An 18,210-nucleotide genomic window follows, 5' to 3' on the forward strand; every position below is an offset into this window, starting at 1 on the left:
GCAACTTAATTGTTTTTTGGTCGTCGCAGTTGTTGAGAATTAATTGGACCAAGGACTTGATTTAAACTCCGCAATTGTTCAGCCGTACCCATACAAATTAGGGTATCTCCTGACATTAAAATAGTATCTCCAGTTGGTCCACCAATGAGATTACCATCCAGACGACGAATGGCTAACACTAATGCGCCAGTTTGCGATCGCAACTTCGCTTTTTGTAAACTTTGACCTACAAATGGACAACTAGCTGGATTAAGTAAAAATTCTTCCATATATAGTTGACGGTCTGAACCAGAGAGAATCCCATCTACAAAGTCCAAAATCTGCGGTCTGAGGGCTGCTGCTGCCATGCGCTTACCACCGGTAATATAGGGGGAAATCACGGCATCTGCGCCGCCCCGTTGTAATTTTTGTAAAGCTTCCTCTGTACTTGCCCGTGCGATCGCCCGAATTCCCGGATGCAAAGTTTTTGCTGACAGCACAGTATAGAGATTTTCGGCATCAGAAGGTAACGCTGCCACAATACAAATTGCGCGTTCTACCCCAACCTTTAACAAACTTTCATCCAAGGTAGCATCACCTTGGTAGGCAGTATAACCTTGTGACTGAGCTTTCTGCACAGATTCAAACTCAGAATCAATCACTACAAAAGACACACCCTCAGCCTGAAATTCCTTGGCAATTTGCCGTCCCGTGCGACTAAATCCACAGATGATGTAATGTCCTGATAGAGATTCCATTAAACGCCTTTGTTGCCTGAGTCTAATTCCTTCTTGAAAATAGCCTTCAATCACAGCTTCTGTAAATCTATTCACAATGTAACCAATATTGACTACACCCATCAAAATCAAGGCGATCGTAAATAACCTGCCCCGACTACCTAATGGATTAGTTTCCCCATATCCTACAGTTGCTAAAGTGATAACGGTCATGTAAGCCGCATCTTCCCAAGACCAGCCCTCCACCAGCCAATACCATAATGTCCCAATTAGGAAAACAAAAACTAGAGCGATCGCCCCAGCCATTAACTCTTTTTGAATTCTTTGATATTTTTGTTCTAAGGTAGAGTACACAGGCAATTAAAAATTAACAATTAAAAATTAAAAAATTTCTACTTATGTCCAATTCCCTCCTCAATAAAAATAAATTTTGAAATATTTCTGGGAAACTGGTAAATAGATTATAAGATAAAGGATTTTCAGGAGGTGCGGTAGTGACATTACAAGGTCTAGTTGAACAAGCCACAATCCCCCAAGAGTCAGGTTTTATGACATCTACACCCTTTGATGAAGAAAGTTTCAACCAAGTTGTTATGTCCACTTATGGACGGTTTCCCTTGGCCTTAGAACGGGGTGCTGGCTGTCGAGTTTGGGATACCCAAGGCAACTCATATCTAGATTTTGTGGCCGGAATAGCCACTTGTACCTTGGGACACGCCCACCCAGCAATGATAGAAGCTGTAACACGGCAAATCCAAAAGCTGCATCATGTTTCTAATTTGTACTATATTCCCGAACAAGGTGAATTAGCCAAATGGATTGTTGATCATTCCTGTGCAGATCGGGTGTTTTTCTGCAACTCTGGCGCTGAAGCCAACGAAGCAGCAATTAAACTAGCGCGGAAATATGCCCACACAGTCCTAGAAATTGCTAACCCCATAATTTTAACCGCCAATGCCAGTTTTCACGGACGGACTTTAGCAACTGTTACCGCCACCGGACAACCCAAGTATCAAAAGAACTTTGAGCCTTTAGTACCTGGCTTTCATTATGTAGATTACAACGATATTAGGGCAGTTGAAGCTGCTGTAACTGAATTAGATGAAGGTAATTATCGGGTCGGTGCAATTTTAATTGAACCATTGCAAGGAGAAGGCGGTGTGCGTCCTGGTGACGTTGCTTACTTCCAGCGGTTGCGGCAGATTTGTGATGAAATCGGTATTTTATTGATTTTCGACGAAGTGCAAGTGGGAATGGGACGCAGTGGTAAATTATGGGGTTATGAACATTTGGGAGTAGAACCAGATATTTTCACCAGTGCTAAGGGACTCGGTGGTGGTATTCCCATCGGTGCAATGATGAGTAAAAAATCCTGTGATATTTTCCAACCAGGAGAACACGCGAGTACCTTTGGTGGAAATCCTTTTGCCTGTGGTGTAGCTTTGAGTGTGTGCCAAACCTTGGAAAAAGAGAATATTTTAGAGAATGTGAGAGAACAAGGTGCAAGGCTAAGAGAAGGATTAAGAGCGATCGCACTCAAATATCCTCAGCATATCTCAGAAGTGCGCGGTTGGGGTTTAATCAACGGCATGGAAATAAAAGCTGAATCTTCCCTAACAGCACCTGATATTGTCAAAGCTGCCATGGATGAAGGTTTATTATTAGTACCAGCAGGGACAAAAGTCGTCCGCTTTGTACCTCCTTTAATTGTCAATGAAGCAGAAATCAATCAAGCATTAAAAGCTGTGGAAAAAGTTTTAGAGAAAATCACAGCATAGATAGTTGATAGTTGATAGTTGATAGTTGAGAATTCGTAATTTGTAATTTTAGGATTATCAATTACGAATTTTTTTATCTCTTATCGTTTTTTCATCATTTCTGTTTACACTGGCAGATTAATTATCATGAAATGCAATAAAATATTGAGATTAAGTTCCCTCAGAACTTCCATTCATTTAGACGGCTGCAACGTTACCCATTATCAACAACTGCATCAATTCTCTTCTGAAGCAGAAGCAGAAGCTTTTTTCAATCAAAGTATTCAAGAATTACTCACACACGGTTGGTATGATATCGAGTCTATCCCAGTAGAAGACAATAACAAAGATTTTACTCCTGATGAATTGTATGGAATGTTCTTAGAATTAAAAAATCAGGTAGATGAATTTGCCAATACAATTATCAAACCTTCTATAGCAATTATTCCATCTTCAACAACAGAAACCACTTTATGGCAAAGTAAATTTGGGGGTTTACCTTACTTTCCTAAACATCTTGATTATCCTACAGCCCCAGATGGTACTCCCCTTCATCTTTTAGCACAAATCAACTTTTCGGAAACGCCTAAATTAGAATGTTTACCAGAAAAAGGGATACTTCAGTTTTATATTGAAGCCGCAGGTCAGACAGCTTATGGAATTGAAGAATATCCCCAATTAGCACAAACAACTTTTCGAGTTCTTTACTTTCCTGAACCAGATTTAAATAGTGATAATCTCCTAGATAACTTTGAATTTTTGCCTCCAGGAATAGGTTTACCATTAGAAGACTGTTTAGCTTTGAATTTCGCTATTAAATCCACTCCTATGAGTGCATCAGATTATCGGTTTAGAACCTTAGTTAAAAGCTATTTTCCCATCTTTCAACAAAGTAATCTAACTAAAGCACAGGAAAATTCTTTAGAAGAACTCCTAGATGATTTGATCAATGAGTATGAAGAAAAATATGAGGAATTATTAGGAGGACACCGTTTAGGAGGATATCCCGCATTTGTGCAGAATGATGATCGAAAAAATGTAGAGGGAGAGGAAGGTTACGATTTTCTGTTATTGCAAATAGACTCTGATGATGAGCATTCAATTATGTGGGGAGATGCAGGAATTGGCAACTTTTTTATTCAGCCTTCTGCACTGAAACGGTTGGATTTTTCTAAGATTTTGTATACCTATGCTTGTTGTTAAAATGTGAGGAGAACAATTTATTTTATGTTTGAGAAGAATACAGACTCTTTCAAGAATTTGTTGATAATTCTAGGAGTTGTTTTTTCTATCTTCTTTTTTACTGTTGTCTTGATATTTTCTTTTTCGGATTTTGCGTTTTTAAATCCTAAAGGTTTAGAAATAGAGAAGAGATTACAGTATGGTATTTCAGCCGTAACAACTACAGGAACAATTTTTGCTGGAATTGCCGTTTTCTTCAATGCTTACCAAGCATCGAGAAGTGCTAACGCTGCTAATGAAAATGCTAAAGCTGCAAATAAAAATGCACAAGCAGCAGAAGATAAACAAATTACAGAACGGTTTTCTAAAGCGATTGAATTGCTTGGTAATCAACAGATTGAAGTAAAATTAGGCGGAATTTATGCCCTAGAACAAATTGCTAAAGATTCGCCAGAAAAATACCATTGGACAATTATGGAAGTCCTCACGGCTTTTGTGCGAGAAAATGCACCTTTGAAGAAAGAAGAGGAAGGAGAGAAGGGGGAAATACCAAAACTTCGGATAGATATTCAAGCAGCCCTTACCGTTATAGGACGACGTAATTGCGAGAATGAAAAAGAAAATCAGAGGTTGGATTTAAGTAAGATTGATTTTAAGAAGGCAAATCTTAATAAAGCCCACCTAAAAGGCGCAAACTTCAAAGGTGCTAATCTGCGAGGGGCATACCTTGTGGAAGCTAACTTAAAAGGAGCATATTTTCGTGGTGCTAATTTGCAAGGAGCGCACCTCACTGGAGCTAAATTACAAGGGGCAGACCTTATTGGAGTTAGATTACAGGGGGCAGAGCTTGTGGAAGCTAATATGCAAGAGGCATATCTTAGCGGAGCTTACCTACAAGGAGCGTCCCTCCAGGAAGCGGATTTGCAAGGGGCATACCTCAATGGAGCCAATCTGCAAGAAGCATACCTCAATGAAGTCAATCTCGAAAAGGTACAGCTTCATGGATCTGAACTTGAGGGAGCAGATATTAGAGGAGCGAAAAATTTAACATTAGAGCAGATTGAATCAGCAAATGGTGATGAATATACTAAGTTACCTGACTATCTTAATAAACCAAAAATTTGGACAAAATCTAAGTAATTATACATTTTTGATCACTATCAAGTTGTCATAAAATATAATAATTTGCCAGTAATATAAATTATGGAATAAGTAAGTGTACCATCTACCAAATAACAAATGACCGAAGAACGAGAAAGAGCCGACCAAGACAGCCCGTGGAAAGAAATATTAGAAGCATACTTTCCCCAAGCAATGCAATTTTTCTTCCCGCGAACAGCCGCCTTAATTAACTGGGAACGTCCCCACGAATTTCTAGATAAAGAATTTCAACAAATAGCCCGCGACGCTGAACAAGGAAGAAGATATGTAGATAAATTAGTCAAAGTGTGGCAACACCAAGGAGAAGAAATTTGGCTGTTAATACATATAGAAATTCAAGCCAAATCAGAAGAACTCTTTCCTGAAAGGATGTTTTCATACACCCTGCGGATTTTTGACCGTTTCGGCAAACCTGCCATTAGTCTGGCTATTTTATGCGACGCAGACCCCAAATGGCGACCAAACCAATACAGTTATAATTACCCTGATACCAGGTTAAACTTTGAATTTGGCACTGTTAAACTGCTAGATTACCAAAACCGTTGGGCAGAATTAGAAGCCAGCGATAATCCTTTTGCAACGGTGGTAATGGCACATTTAAAGACTCAACAAACCAGTAAAAAACCACAAGAACGTAAAACCTGGAAATTTAGCTTAATTCGCAGATTGTATGAACAAGGTTGGCAAGAAAAGGATATTCGTAACCTTTACCGCTTTATAGACTGGGTTATGATGTTACCAAAGGCATTAGAAGCGGAATTTTGGCAAGATTTTAAACAATTTGAACAGGAGCGTACTATGGCTTATATTACCACTGGTGAGCGTATTGGCTACGAACGAGGAATAACAGAAGGTGAGCAAAATATTGTGGGACGACAACTACAAAAACGGGTGGGAGAATTACCAAAAGAAACTAAAGCGAAAATTCAAACCCTTTCTTTAAATCAGTTGGAAGAACTTAGTGAAGCCTTGCTAGATTTTACCGCTATTGAGGATTTATTGAATTGGTTGGAAACTCATCAACCAGAATAGAAAGTTTACCTTTCATCAATTACTACAGCAAGGTTAAAATAACTATCCTACGTTTTCCAGAAAACTTTGATGTTCTGCACTTGCTAAACCTTGCTGTAAAATCTCTAATACTTTAGCTAAATTACCTGTTAACAAAGCAGATTTATCTAACCATAAACCAGGAAAGATTTGAGAACAAATCACACCCTCTTTATTAACTTCTAGCTGGCGATATTCTCCATCTTTTAAAATAAACCAATCAAATTCACCGTCATAAACTCGCCAAATTAAATATTCTTGTACCTGATTTCGCCGATATACTTTCAGTTTATCATGGGCATCAATAGCCGCACTACTAGCCGCAATTTCTACAATTAATTCTGGCGCACCTTCCACATAATCATCTGCACTTATCCGCGACTGTCCCCCATTTTCAATTCTTAATAGTGCATCTGGTTGAGGTTCGTTATCTGCATCTAGACGCACAGTGGTATTATCCGCTAGTTTAACTCCAGGCGTAAAGGCTTTATAAACTCCCAACCATGTCATAATATCAGCATGAGGTTCTCCGTGGCCTGTGACTCGTAAAGGTGATGCTATATAAACAATTCCTTCAATTAAATCGGCTTTTTTCACATCTGGCATGGTATGATAACGACGTTCAAATTCAGAACGAGTAAGTCTATCGCCATTTTCCAAAGGTGGAATTAATTGCACAGGTTTGATAGTATCTTGAGTCAGTGTCATAATTATTAACCCACTAATTTAACCATTAATTAATTCTATTATTAAATATCTACAGGATGTTGACCATAAAATGGTAAAGCTTCTGACCAATAAGGACGTTTACCTTGTTGCCAATCTAAATAAGCTAATTCCAAAATACTTGTAACAGTTGATGCTAAACCTGATGTGGCTTTGATTAATTCATATTCAGTATGCCAATTATTTAAGGTTTCCTGCCATTTCTCTGGTGTAAATACAGCATCTGTTAATAATGCAATGATGCCAGAATTATCAGCAGCTATTTGATAAATCGCACCAAAGATTTGACCTCTTTGTGCTGGCATTTCTACAGCAATTATTGATTGTATTGTTTGATTTTTACTTTTCTCATGCCAAGCAAATGCTGCTAAAGTGGAAATTGCAAATACGGGTATTTCTAATTGTTGTCCTAAAGTTCTGGCTGTTACTACACCAATACGACTACCTGTAAAACCTCCTGGTCCTTTGGCTACGGCAATAAAAGCCAAGTCTTTCCATGTTTGGGGTTCAATTAAATCAATTAAATATTGATGGATATAACTAGATACATCACGTCCTAAATTCCAAACATTGGCGCGGGTATCTTCTGCAAAATTACTAATTACTAAGCCCAATTCAGGTGTAGTAGTGTGCAGTGCTAAAGCGTATTTTGTGGGAGGGAGAGGTTCTAGTTTAGTGGTCATCCGATTTTAGATTTTAGATTTTGGATTTTGGATTTTGGATTTTGGATTTTGGATTGAACCCGCAGATAAATCCGGGGGTTTGTACCATCAAGGAATTATCTATCAACGATACTGATTAAAGTAACTGCAAATATAGATTATAAAATATCCAACACCCATTAAAATATCACATTTAAATATAATGTAGAGACATTTGATAAAACATCTCTACAAATTGAAATCCAACAAAATCTAAAATCTAAAATCCAAAATTTAGGTTGGTACTAATTCACCAGGACGTAATTTAGCCCATTTACCCATTTCTTTTTTAAAGCTAAGACAACCAACTACATCCCATTCCATTTCAATTATTTCGTCTTTTGTGCGAATATTGACATTGATGGAAGGTTCGTTGGGATCAAAATCTGGGGTTTCAGTCAGGTGGGGTTGTTGATGCTGCGTTTCTACAGCATTGTAGGTTACACAACGGTCTACATAGTGGCAGTTGACGCAAATACACATAATAGAACCAACTCCAGGAACCTTTATAGTTAATGTAGCTTATGGAAAAATGTTATATCAAGTTCGTTTAGATAGTTAACATATCTGTTAAGGTAGGGAATAGGAAATAGGTAATAGGGAATAGGTAAGAGAAATAAAGTTATTATCACTAATTAGGCAGACTTTGATATTCAGCATTAATTAGTAGGTTGATTTTTATTACAATGAATAATTCTATTGTTTCTCGTTTAGATGCTCAAAATTGGCCTTTTAGTTTGGAATGGTTGCCAAAACCTGCTTATATGGTGGGTGGTGCGGTGCGAGATGCGATTTTGGGTAGAAGTCGAGAATATTTAGATTTAGATTTTATTATTGCAGATGATGCGGTAAAAGTTGCAAGAGCGATCGCTCAACATTATCAAGCTGGTTTTGTTTTACTCGACGCAGAAAGAAACATAGCCCGTGTGGTGTTTCCCCATGCTACCGCTGATTTTGCCCAACAGGAAGGAGATAGTTTATTTACTGATTTGCATAGAAGGGATTTTACAATAAATGCGATCGCCTATAATCCCCATACCCAAGAAATTATTGACCCCCTCCAAGGCTATGCAGACATAGCAACTGGTCTATTACGCATGATATCACCTGCTAATTTGCAAGATGATCCTTTGCGATTAATGCGGGCTTATCGTCAAGCTTCCCAACTTGGCTTTACCATTGAACCATCTACCCAAGCTACTATTCGTACCTTAGCAGCAAACATTAGTCAAGTTGCAGCCGAACGAGTGCGGGTAGAAATTGGTTATCTCTTAGCTAATTCTCAGGGTACACCGTGGCTAATCAGCGCGTGGGAAGATGGCTTATTAACCCATTTCTTCAAATCTGCCAAACGTGAAAATCTGCTAAAATTAACCGCAGTTGATCAAGCAGCATATTTAATTAGTGAAAATTGGTTAAAACTAGGAGAAGAACTACAAAACTATGTTCGTGATACTGTGAAAACAACTTGGTTAGGTATTGCTAAACTAGCTTGTCTTGTTCACCAAAATCCAGAAATCGCCGAAACTGAACTCCAAGAAATTACTTACAGCCGTGTAGAAATTCGTGCTGTTATTACCGCCCTGCGACTGTTCCCGCAGTTTAAAAGAATGGATCTTTCCCTACGAGAACAGTATTGTTTGTTTCAGGACGTGGGAGTTGTATTTACTAGTACAACCACCTTAGCCTTAGCAGATGATATTCTCATAGAAGCGGAATCTGGCGATAATCCGCTATCGGTTTATACACCTTTAATCAACCGTTATCTGAACCCTGATGATCTGGTAGCTCACCCCTCACGATTAGTGAATGGTGAAGAGGTGATTATAGCACTAAATATTCCAGCTTCACCACTTGTAGGAAAAATTTTGAGTGAAATCGCTGTAGCCCAAGCTGAAGGGAAGGTTTCAACAGTAGAAGAAGCAATAGAGTTTGCAAAGCAGTTTGTTGATGGTTAATTTAGTAATACTTAAGAATTCAGGAGTCAGAATGCTTATAAAATAAAGAATAGAGAGCAGTGAGATTTTATAGCAGGAGGCAGGAGGCAGGAGGCAGGAGGCAGAGGGCAGGAGGGAAAGCCTTATCCTGTATGATTTTTAAGTTTCAATTTGTATCTCATTCAACTGCATACCGCTATATCAAAAGCATCAAAGTTGATTAAAAAAGCTTGTATTCTCCTGAATTGGAGTATTCTCTATCCTGAATACTTACAGTAATACTTATTTGCCTGGCGTTGAATTTGGCAACAAAGATTTTACAATCAAAAAAAAAGCAATTGAATTAACTATGATAGTGATATGAAAGTTCTATTTGATCTATGAACTTACTCATAACAAATGGTCGTTGGGCATTAAGGTTGTTCAAGTTTCATTTAGGCTTGTTATATGACAATGAGTTACAACTGTATTACCTAGATAAAATATAGCAATCCTATTTGATTAGTGATAGCTTGCGTGGCATAGCCATACAAAAATCCGTACACCTAAATATTCTAAAACCCTTTTGCCTACCTCCACAAGTCAATATGGCTTACGCCACGCTATCAGAAACCAAACCAGATTCTTATATATGGCTAATTGGTAATTGGCAATAAAAACGGTAAGAATTCAGGAATCAGTAGTTAGATTGATATTCCTATTAAATAGGATTGAGAGTGAGTAAGTGAGGGATAAAATTATTATGTTTCTGAAAAAATACATTTAGAACCTTGAAAATTACACAATGCAAGGAAAGGATAATTACCAAAAGCAAGAGAAAATTAATTCTACTGATGAAGAGGGAATGATTTTCCAGCTTGCTGATACTACTCTACAGGCGTGTAATGCTGCTGCTGAGAGAATAATTGGATATAAAAATGAGCAAATATTGGGAAAAACTCCCTTTAAACCTCCATGGCAAATAGTTCATGAAGATGGAACAATTTTTACGCCAGAAACAGTTCCACCTATAGTTGCTTTGCAAACAGGGAAGCCATGCAAAAACGTCATCATGGGGCTTTATCAGCCAACTGGTCAGCTAGTTTGGTTATTGCTCAATTCCCAGCCTTTATTTCAAACTAACAAATCTACTCCCTATGCAGTTGTCACCACATTTACCGACATTACAAATGTGAAACTTCGGCAATCTAGGAGTGATGATTGTATTACCAATAATCAAATATTGATAGCAAATTGGAATCCAGATCAAGCTGTAGCAATTTCTGCAAATACGGATAAGCTAAACCAGTCAGTTTTAGAACCTATATCTAACGATCGCACCAAAGCTTTCTTATCCATGCAAAACAATATTTTAGAACTAATTGCTACAGGTAATTCTCTCTCGGAGATCCTCGAAAAGTTAGCTCAGTCAATAGAAGTGCAGTTAACTGACGTTTTCTGTTCCATCATGTTACTAAATGATACAGGAACAAAATTGTATCCTAGCGTAAGTTCTAGTCTACCAGAAAAATATATTCAAGCATTAAAGAATGGTGTTCCCGTAGGTGCAGATGTAGGTAGTTGTGGCACATCAGCTTATACCAAACAGACCGTAATTGTATCAGATATTGCGAGCGATCGCAAATGGGTAAAATACCGTGACTTGGCATTGGCTAACAACCTCAAAGCCTGTTGGTCTACACCCATTTTGGACAGTCAAGGCCATGTTTTAGGAACTTTTGCACTATATTATCCCACAGTTCGCATTCCTCAAAAATCAGATCGGCAATTCATTGAGAGAGCATCTCACCTAGCAGGTTTAGCAATTGAACGTCAAAGATGGCAACTAGCTTTGCAACAAAGTGAATATCAATTGCGATTAATGACGGAAACTATTCCCCAACAAGTATGGACAGCACAACCTGATGGTCGGGTTGATTATTATAACCAGCGGTGGTGTGACTTCACAGGCAAAACGCAAGAACAACTTAAAACTCAGGGTTGGGGGCAAATTATTCACCCAGAAGACTTACCAAAGCTAGAAGAATTGTGGGCTAAAGCAGTACAAACCGGCAGCGATTATGAGGTAGAAACTCGGATGCTCTCTGGAAGCGGAGAGTACCATTGGATTTTGGGACAGGCACGTCCTTTACGAAATCAACAAGGACAAATTGTTAAATGGTACGGTACTAATACCGACATTACAGACCATATTCAAGCCAGAGAAGCCTTACGAGAAAGTGAGCTAAACTTTCGTACCTTAGCAGATACCATGCCCCAGATATTTTGGACTGCAAGACCAGATGGTTGGGTAGACTACTACAACCAACGCTGGTTTGAGTATACGGACATGACTTTAGAGGAAAGTCAAGGTTGGGGCTGGCCAGCTATCCTACACCCCGATGATGCAACAATATGTATAGATATTTGGAATGAGTCTGTTCGCACAGGTAAAAATTATCAAATTGAGTACCGTTTTCGTCGCGCTAGTGATGGGCAATATCGTTGGCATCTAGGACGAGCCTTTCCACTACGGAATGAAAAGGGACAGATTATCAAATGGTTTGGTTCCTGCACTGATATTGACGACAACAAGCGGGCTGAGGAAGCATTGCGGAATGCTCTACAAGAAAAGCAAGCGGCTTGTGAAGCAGCTGAAACAGCAAATCGCGTTAAAGATGAGTTTCTGGCTATCCTTTCCCACGAACTCCGTACCCCGCTTAATCCGATCCTGGGATGGTCTCAACTGTTAAAAACTGGCAAACTTGACAAAGATAAGACAGAAGAAGGACTCAAAAGTATTGAGCGTAATGCAAAATTGCAGGTTGACCTGATTGACGATTTACTAGATGTGTCACGCATCCTCCAAGGTAAACTAACTTTGAATGTGACTACAGTTAATTTGGCAGATATAATTTCCGCAGCATTGGAAACTATGAGTTTAGCAGCCTCTGTTAAAGAAATTGCAGTTCAAACCCTAATTGAAGCAAATATAGGAAAAGTTAGAGGTGATCAGGCTCGCTTGCAACAAATTGTCTGGAATCTTTTGTCTAATGCTATTAAGTTTACACCTCAAGGCGGACGGGTCGAAGTACGGCTACAGCAAATTGGTTCAATGGCTCATATTATAGTTAGTGATCAAGGCAAAGGTATCAACCGTGAATTTCTACCTCATATATTTGAACACTTCCGGCAAGAGGATGGCTCAACTACCAGAAAATTTGGTGGTCTGGGATTGGGACTAGCAATAGTCCGCCATTTAGTCGAATTACATGGTGGTACAGTTGAGGCCGATAGTCCAGGAGAAGGACAGGGGACAACTTTAAAAGTGATACTACCGTTAATATCTTCCTTACCAGAGACAGTCACAAATCGTAAATGTGAGGACGTAGCTTTAAGTTTAAAAGGAATTAAAATTTTGGTTGTGGATGATGATGCTGATTCGCTGGCTTTTGTCAAAGTTGTGCTGGAATTGTATGAGGCCACTGTCACCACAGCGGCATCAGCACCAGAAGCGTTACAAATTGGGCTACAGTTAAAGCCTGATATTTTGGTCAGTGATATTGGAATGCCGGAGATGGATGGTTATGAATTGTTAAAAACAATGAGGGCTTTATCCTCAGACTTGGATGGACAGAGTTCAGCGGTAAAGGGATCTATACTGAAGGCGATCGCACTAACAGCATTTGCAGGAGAACTTGACCAACAACAGGCAATGGACGCAGGTTTTCAACTACACATACCTAAACCAGTAGAACCGGAAGCGTTAGCAGCAGCCATTGTCCAAGTTCTGAATTAAAAATTTGCTTCTACCGTCTGAAAGCGGGAACTCTTAACAGGGTAAAGAGGCAATATTTGGTAATAATGTTTGTTCAAAATCATGGTTGATTTGTTATGTATAGTCAGCTTTCCGAGATTTTTTTGGCTTGATTTTGCATATTAGGTACTGAAGAACCAATTCAAGTTATTCAGTTTAATTTATTCTGGTTCAAGTCTCTGAATAAATTCTTGAGTTAATTTCATCAGAGCATCATGACCATCACCATATTTTTGTTTATAAGTCAAATTTTTGTAAAAATTTAAACTTTCTGCGATTTTTGCTCTTTCTGGGATTTTAGTATAAAAAATAGGAGGAATAAAAGGATTGATCATCATTAAATCTAAATTTTCTACCTGATAAACTGTATTACTATAACGAGAAATTACAGTACCTATAGGTCGTAATTGATGGTGATAATTTTGATTAAAAATATTTATTTGCTCTAATAATAGTTCTAATCCATAAATTGCCATCCGACTGGGTACACAGGGGATTAAACAATAATCACTGGCATAAAATGCACTTTTAATAATATTGTTAATATTGGGAGGACAATCTATTAAAATATAATCATAATGAGCTAATAATGGTTGAATGACTTGAAATAATGTCACTACTGATCCTGCTGTTAAATCATCTTCAATAGTAAATAACTTGGGACTACTAGGAATTAAATGTAAACAATAAAAAGAATTATTGCTTCTGACATTAGAAACATCATTTCTGACTATATAATCTTCAATATATATTTTTTCTAAAAAATATTCAGCTTTTTGAAATAAAAAAGGTAATGTTAAACCACGATTATTATATTGCCATTGCCAAACTTCTTCTGACATCATAGCATTAGTTAAGTTACTTTGAGCATCTAAATCAATAATTAAAACTCGTTTATTATACATGGTATCCCCTGCTAAATATTCTGCTAAAGCCATGACGAGGGTAGTTTTCCCAACGCCACCTTTGAGATTACAAATACTAATTATTTTGGCTGTCATATTTTTGGTAGATGCGGATAATTTGACAATTATATGATATTTTTAATTTTTTGATTAAAGGTGAACATTTGTGATGTAATGTAAAATTAAGCAAACTCAAATGTGAATTTTATATTTTTTGCAAAATTGCAATAATGCTTAACACTAAAATTGAAGAAAATTGGCATGGAAAACTTCATTTAGTTTATGCTAAATGCCAAGATTCCACACAATTAATTTACAATCATCATCAAGCGCCCCTAAAGGTACAACGTCCATTGTATCCAGAAGGCGACAAAATTTGTCATAGTATTATTTTACATACGGCTGGAGGAGTTGTAGGAGGCGATCGCTTATCTTCAGAAATTCATCTCCAACCCCATTCTCAAGCTTTAATCACTACCGCAACCGCCAATAAAATTTATCGCAGCAACGGCTTACAAGCGAGACAAAACATAAATATTCAAATTGAATCTGGTGCTTGCTTAGAATATTTACCCCAAGAAACAATTGTATTTGAAAGTGCAGTTTATCGTCAAGATTTGCGAGTAGAACTAGGAACAGAAGCGAATTTTTTAGGATGGGAAATCACCAGATTAGGAAGAACAGCCAGAGGAGAGAAATTTTTACAGGGAGAAATGCGATCGCACATTGAAATATGGCAAAATAATCAACCATTATGGATTGATAGACAAATCATACCAGGTAACGAACAAATATTTCATAGCCCTCATGGTCTAGGAGGAAACCCAGTTATTGGTACTTTAGTATTTATTGGTTTTCCCATATCTCAAGAAATTATCGAACAAGCACGTTCCTTAATCATTCAACCAATGTTTTCTGGAGTAACTCGCTTAGAATATGGACTTTTGTGTAGATATCGTGGTAATTCTACATCTGAAGCCAGAAAATGGTTTACAAATATTTGGCAAATGTTACGAGTATCTTGTTTAAATCATGGTAATTGTATACCAAGAGTATGGCAGATATAAAAGACATCAAGAGGAATAATAAATGCAACTGACCCCCCAAGAAAAAGACAAATTATTAATATTTACAGCCGCTTTAGTAGCCGAAAGAAGAAAAAATAGAGGATTGAAACTAAATTATCCCGAAGCGGTTGCTTTTATTTCCGCTGCAATTTTAGAAGGTGCAAGAGATGGACAAACCGTAGCAGAATTAATGAGTTATGGAACAACTTTATTAAAACGTGATGAAGTCATGGAAGGTGTACCAGAAATGATTCATGAAGTCCAAGTAGAAGCCACATTCCCTGACGGAACTAAGTTAGTAACTGTACATAATCCGATTCGTTAGAAAAGATTAAAATAGGAGAAAGTAAAAATCAAGGAAAAAATAAGATGAGATTAAAATCAGTCAATATTCAAGGTTATCGACCTTTCAGGAATTTTGAAGCACCGTTAGAACCGCTAGAAATTATTGTTGGTGCTAATGGTGCAGGTAAATCAAATTTGTTTGAATTTCTAAATTTTTTGCAGTTAAAGGGAATGATAATGATAAAGGAGGAGATGCTAAGAAAGATTTATTGACAAAGATACCAATTAAAGCAGTCAATATTATCTGCAATCAGTCAGATTCAATTGTGGTAGTTATGCCAGACCTATATCCCAAAAATAAAGGGTTTGAACATGAAACAATTCAAGGGCTAGAAAATGGTGTTTTAAATCAATTTAATCAGGTATTACAGTCTAAAAGAATTAATGACAATCGGTTACAAGAGCGTTTTCGAGTCTTTTGCTTTAAACATGATTTAGAAGCATTAATTTTAGCTGCTGAATCCCAACTAATAAGCATACTTGGTGTTAATTTTCTTCTTGTAAAATGGACAACACCAGTTGAGGAACAAAATCATAATGTTCCACCTAGAGATATTGTAGAAAAAATCTTTCGAGAATGTGGTAAGAAATATAAAGGTTCTGTGGATGCAAGAAGAATATTAAAAAGTGCTAGATATCAAGATATTGCCGAATTATGTCCTCAATCTTTAAAACCATTTGTAGAGTTTTTAGAAAATCTTTAAAATAGGAAGGAATTATGATACCCGGAGAAATAATCACCCCAGTCGGTGAAATTGAATTAAATGCAGGTCGTCCAACCACAAAATTAATAATAGCAAATACAGGAGACAGACCAATTCAAATCGGTTCGCATTTCCATTTTTACGAAGTCAACACCGCCCTACAATTCGACAGAGAAAAAGCGCGAGGAATGAGATTAGATATTCCCGCCGGCACAGCCGTGAGATTTGAACCAGGAGACGAAAAAGAAATCACCCTCATTCCCCTAGTTGGCACACGCCAGATATACGGATTCAACAACAAAATCAACGGAAAACTCTAAAAAACCTCCGCGAACCTCTGTCTTGAAAAGTTTCCTACGCCGGGAAACCCGGCTTCGAGGAACTTTTCGCTGCGCTTACCTCCGTGTTCCTCTGCGTTTAAAAAAAGGATAAAATATGCCCTACAAAATGAACCGCCGCGCCTACGCCGAAACCTACGGACCAACAGTAGGCGATCGCATCAGACTTGCTGACACCGAACTATTTATAGAAGTAGAACAAGACTTCACCACCTACGGAGACGAAGTAAAATTTGGAGGTGGAAAAGTCATCAGGGATGGTATGGGACAATCTCCCATTTCTAACGCTGATGGTGCAGTAGACTTAGTAATTACTAATGCTTTGATTCTCGATTGGTGGGGGATTGTGAAAGCAGATATCGGCATCAAAAACGGCAAAATTCACAAAATTGGTAAAGCCGGAAATCCCTATATTCAAGACAATATAGATATCATTATTGGCCCTGGAACAGAAGCATTAGCCGGTGAGGGAATGATTCTCACGGCTGGGGGAATAGATACCCATATCCATTTTATTTGTCCCCAACAAATTGAAGTTGCGATCGCTTCCGGGATTACTACCATGATTGGCGGAGGTACAGGCCCAGCCACAGGGACAAACGCCACAACTTGCACCCCTGGACCCTGGAATATGTACCGAATGCTACAAGCAGCAGATGCCTTTCCTGTCAATCTGGGATTTTTAGGTAAAGGTAACACCAGCCAACCCCAAGGACTGATAGAACAAATTGAAGCCGGCGCGATGGGATTAAAACTCCATGAAGATTGGGGAACTACTCCCGCCACAATTGATACTTGTTTGACCGTTGCCGATGAATATGATGTGCAAGTAGCCATTCACACCGATACTTTGAACGAAGCCGGTTTTGTGGAAGATACCATTGCCGCTTTTAAACATCGTGCTATCCATACCTACCACACAGAAGGAGCAGGAGGAGGACACGCACCAGATATTATTAAAGTGTGTGGACAACCTAATGTTTTACCATCTTCCACTAATCCCACTCGTCCCTACACCCTCAATACCTTAGATGAACATTTAGATATGTTAATGGTGTGTCATCATCTTGATGCCAGTATTCCCGAAGATGTGGCTTTTGCTGAATCGCGTATACGTCGAGAAACTATTGCGGCTGAAGATATTCTGCACGATTTAGGCGCATTTAGTATGATCTCTTCCGATTCTCAAGCTATGGGAAGGGTAGGAGAAGTAATAATTAGAACATGGCAAACAGCCCATAAAATGAAAATACAACGGGGAACACTCTCCCCTCGCCTTGTAGGAGAGGGGTTAGGGGAGAGGTCAGATAATTTCCGTGCTAAAAGATATGTGGCTAAATACACTATTAATCCGGCAATTACTCATGGTATTTCTGAGTATGTTGGTTCTGTGGAAGAGGGAAAAATCGCTGATTTATGTTTATGGAATCCGGCATTTTTTGGTGTCAAAGCAGAAATAGTGATTAAAGGAGGAATGATTGCTTGGTCACAAATGGGTGACGCTAATGCTAGTATTCCTACTCCTCAACCTGTCCATACCCGCCCCATGTTTGGTAGTTTTGCTGGTGCGCGTCACGCCACATCATTCACTTTTATTTCTCAAGCAGGTTTAGAAAAAGAAATTCCCCAAATGTTAGGGTTACAAAAGTCAGTTGTTGCTGTTTCGGGAACTCGGCAAATTACAAAGCGGGATCTGAAATTAAATGATGCTTTACCACAGATAGAAGTTGACCCAGAAACCTATGAAGTTAGAGCAGATGGAGAGTTATTAACTTGCGAACCAGCAACGGTTTTACCAATGGCGCAAAGATACTTTTTGTTTTAG

At 38.3% G+C, this 18,210-nt stretch carries 17 protein-coding genes; 12 read left to right on the forward strand and 5 right to left on the reverse strand.

Annotation, left to right across the window (positions count from 1 at the left end):
- Window positions 1-5: 5 nt before the first annotated feature.
- Window positions 6-1,070: a potassium channel family protein gene (locus ACLLO5_RS08560; protein ID WP_413176041.1), complete on the reverse strand. Its 1,065-nt coding sequence runs from the start codon at window positions 1,068-1,070 to the stop codon at window positions 6-8.
- A 140-nt stretch (window positions 1,071-1,210) separates the two neighbouring features.
- Between ACLLO5_RS08560 and ACLLO5_RS08565 the strand changes: the two genes are divergently transcribed.
- The 4 genes from ACLLO5_RS08565 (at window position 1,211) to ACLLO5_RS08580 (ending at window position 5,848) form a co-directional block, all read left to right on the forward strand.
- Complete coding sequence (locus ACLLO5_RS08565) at window positions 1,211-2,494, forward strand: aspartate aminotransferase family protein (protein WP_413175035.1); 1,284 nt, start codon at window positions 1,211-1,213, stop codon at window positions 2,492-2,494.
- Window positions 2,495-2,620: 126 nt separating this feature from the next.
- Window positions 2,621-3,676, forward strand: coding sequence for a YwqG family protein (locus tag ACLLO5_RS08570; RefSeq protein WP_413175036.1), 1,056 nt, complete (start codon window positions 2,621-2,623; stop codon window positions 3,674-3,676).
- Between the two features lie 24 nt (window positions 3,677-3,700).
- A complete protein-coding gene (locus ACLLO5_RS08575; protein ID WP_413175037.1) occupies window positions 3,701-4,795 on the forward strand; it encodes a pentapeptide repeat-containing protein in 1,095 nt (364 codons plus the stop codon).
- 99 nt (window positions 4,796-4,894) lie between these two features.
- Complete coding sequence (locus ACLLO5_RS08580) at window positions 4,895-5,848, forward strand: DUF4351 domain-containing protein (protein ID WP_413175038.1); 954 nt, start codon at window positions 4,895-4,897, stop codon at window positions 5,846-5,848.
- A gap of 42 nt (window positions 5,849-5,890) precedes the next feature.
- Here the strand turns inward: ACLLO5_RS08580 and ACLLO5_RS08585 are convergent, their stop codons facing one another.
- The 3 genes from ACLLO5_RS08585 to ACLLO5_RS08595 form a co-directional block, all read right to left on the reverse strand.
- A complete protein-coding gene (locus ACLLO5_RS08585; protein ID WP_413175039.1) occupies window positions 5,891-6,574 on the reverse strand; it encodes a Uma2 family endonuclease in 684 nt (227 codons plus the stop codon).
- A gap of 41 nt (window positions 6,575-6,615) precedes the next feature.
- Window positions 6,616-7,275 (reverse strand): tRNA (adenosine(37)-N6)-threonylcarbamoyltransferase complex dimerization subunit type 1 TsaB, encoded by a 660-nt coding sequence (tsaB, locus tag ACLLO5_RS08590; protein ID WP_413175040.1) that lies wholly within the window; start codon window positions 7,273-7,275, stop codon window positions 6,616-6,618.
- 252 nt (window positions 7,276-7,527) lie between these two features.
- A complete protein-coding gene (locus ACLLO5_RS08595; RefSeq protein WP_413175041.1) occupies window positions 7,528-7,776 on the reverse strand; it encodes a Ycf34 family protein in 249 nt (82 codons plus the stop codon).
- Window positions 7,777-7,979: 203 nt separating this feature from the next.
- Here ACLLO5_RS08595 and ACLLO5_RS08600 point away from each other — a divergent pair, with 203 nt between their 5' ends.
- Both ACLLO5_RS08600 and ACLLO5_RS08605 read left to right on the forward strand, forming a co-directional pair.
- On the forward strand, window positions 7,980-9,251 hold the full coding sequence (locus ACLLO5_RS08600; RefSeq protein WP_413175042.1) for a CCA tRNA nucleotidyltransferase: 1,272 nt from the start codon (window positions 7,980-7,982) through the stop codon (window positions 9,249-9,251).
- A gap of 763 nt (window positions 9,252-10,014) precedes the next feature.
- Entirely contained in the window at window positions 10,015-13,008 is a 2,994-nt protein-coding gene (locus ACLLO5_RS08605; protein ID WP_413175043.1) for a PAS domain-containing protein, read from the forward strand.
- Window positions 13,009-13,187: 179 nt separating this feature from the next.
- Here the strand turns inward: ACLLO5_RS08605 and ACLLO5_RS08610 are convergent, their stop codons facing one another.
- Complete coding sequence (locus tag ACLLO5_RS08610; protein WP_413175044.1) at window positions 13,188-14,027, reverse strand: ParA family protein; 840 nt, start codon at window positions 14,025-14,027, stop codon at window positions 13,188-13,190.
- A gap of 134 nt (window positions 14,028-14,161) precedes the next feature.
- Between ACLLO5_RS08610 and ACLLO5_RS08615 the strand changes: the two genes are divergently transcribed.
- From ACLLO5_RS08615 to ureC, 6 genes are all read left to right on the forward strand, one after another.
- Entirely contained in the window at window positions 14,162-14,998 is an 837-nt protein-coding gene (locus ACLLO5_RS08615; protein ID WP_413175045.1) for an urease accessory protein UreD, read from the forward strand.
- A gap of 22 nt (window positions 14,999-15,020) precedes the next feature.
- Entirely contained in the window at window positions 15,021-15,323 is a 303-nt protein-coding gene (gene ureA / locus ACLLO5_RS08620; protein WP_413175046.1) for an urease subunit gamma, read from the forward strand.
- Between the two features lie 44 nt (window positions 15,324-15,367).
- Window positions 15,368-15,556 (forward strand): AAA family ATPase, encoded by a 189-nt coding sequence (locus ACLLO5_RS08625; RefSeq protein WP_413175047.1) that lies wholly within the window; start codon window positions 15,368-15,370, stop codon window positions 15,554-15,556.
- Entirely contained in the window at window positions 15,553-16,047 is a 495-nt protein-coding gene (locus ACLLO5_RS08630; protein WP_413175048.1) for a DUF4276 family protein, read from the forward strand. Before ACLLO5_RS08625 ends, ACLLO5_RS08630 begins: the two co-directional genes overlap by 4 nt.
- A 14-nt stretch (window positions 16,048-16,061) precedes the next feature.
- Window positions 16,062-16,367 carry an urease subunit beta gene (locus ACLLO5_RS08635; protein WP_413175049.1) on the forward strand — a complete coding sequence of 102 codons (306 nt, stop codon included), beginning with the start codon at window positions 16,062-16,064 and terminating at the stop codon, window positions 16,365-16,367.
- Window positions 16,368-16,482: 115 nt separating this feature from the next.
- On the forward strand, window positions 16,483-18,210 hold the full coding sequence (ureC, locus tag ACLLO5_RS08640; RefSeq protein WP_413175050.1) for an urease subunit alpha: 1,728 nt from the start codon (window positions 16,483-16,485) through the stop codon (window positions 18,208-18,210).

The sequence above is a fragment of the Anabaena azotica SJ-1 genome (assembly GCF_047275885.1).
Classification (GTDB): Bacteria; Cyanobacteriota; Cyanobacteriia; order Cyanobacteriales; family Nostocaceae; genus Trichormus_B; species Trichormus_B azotica_A.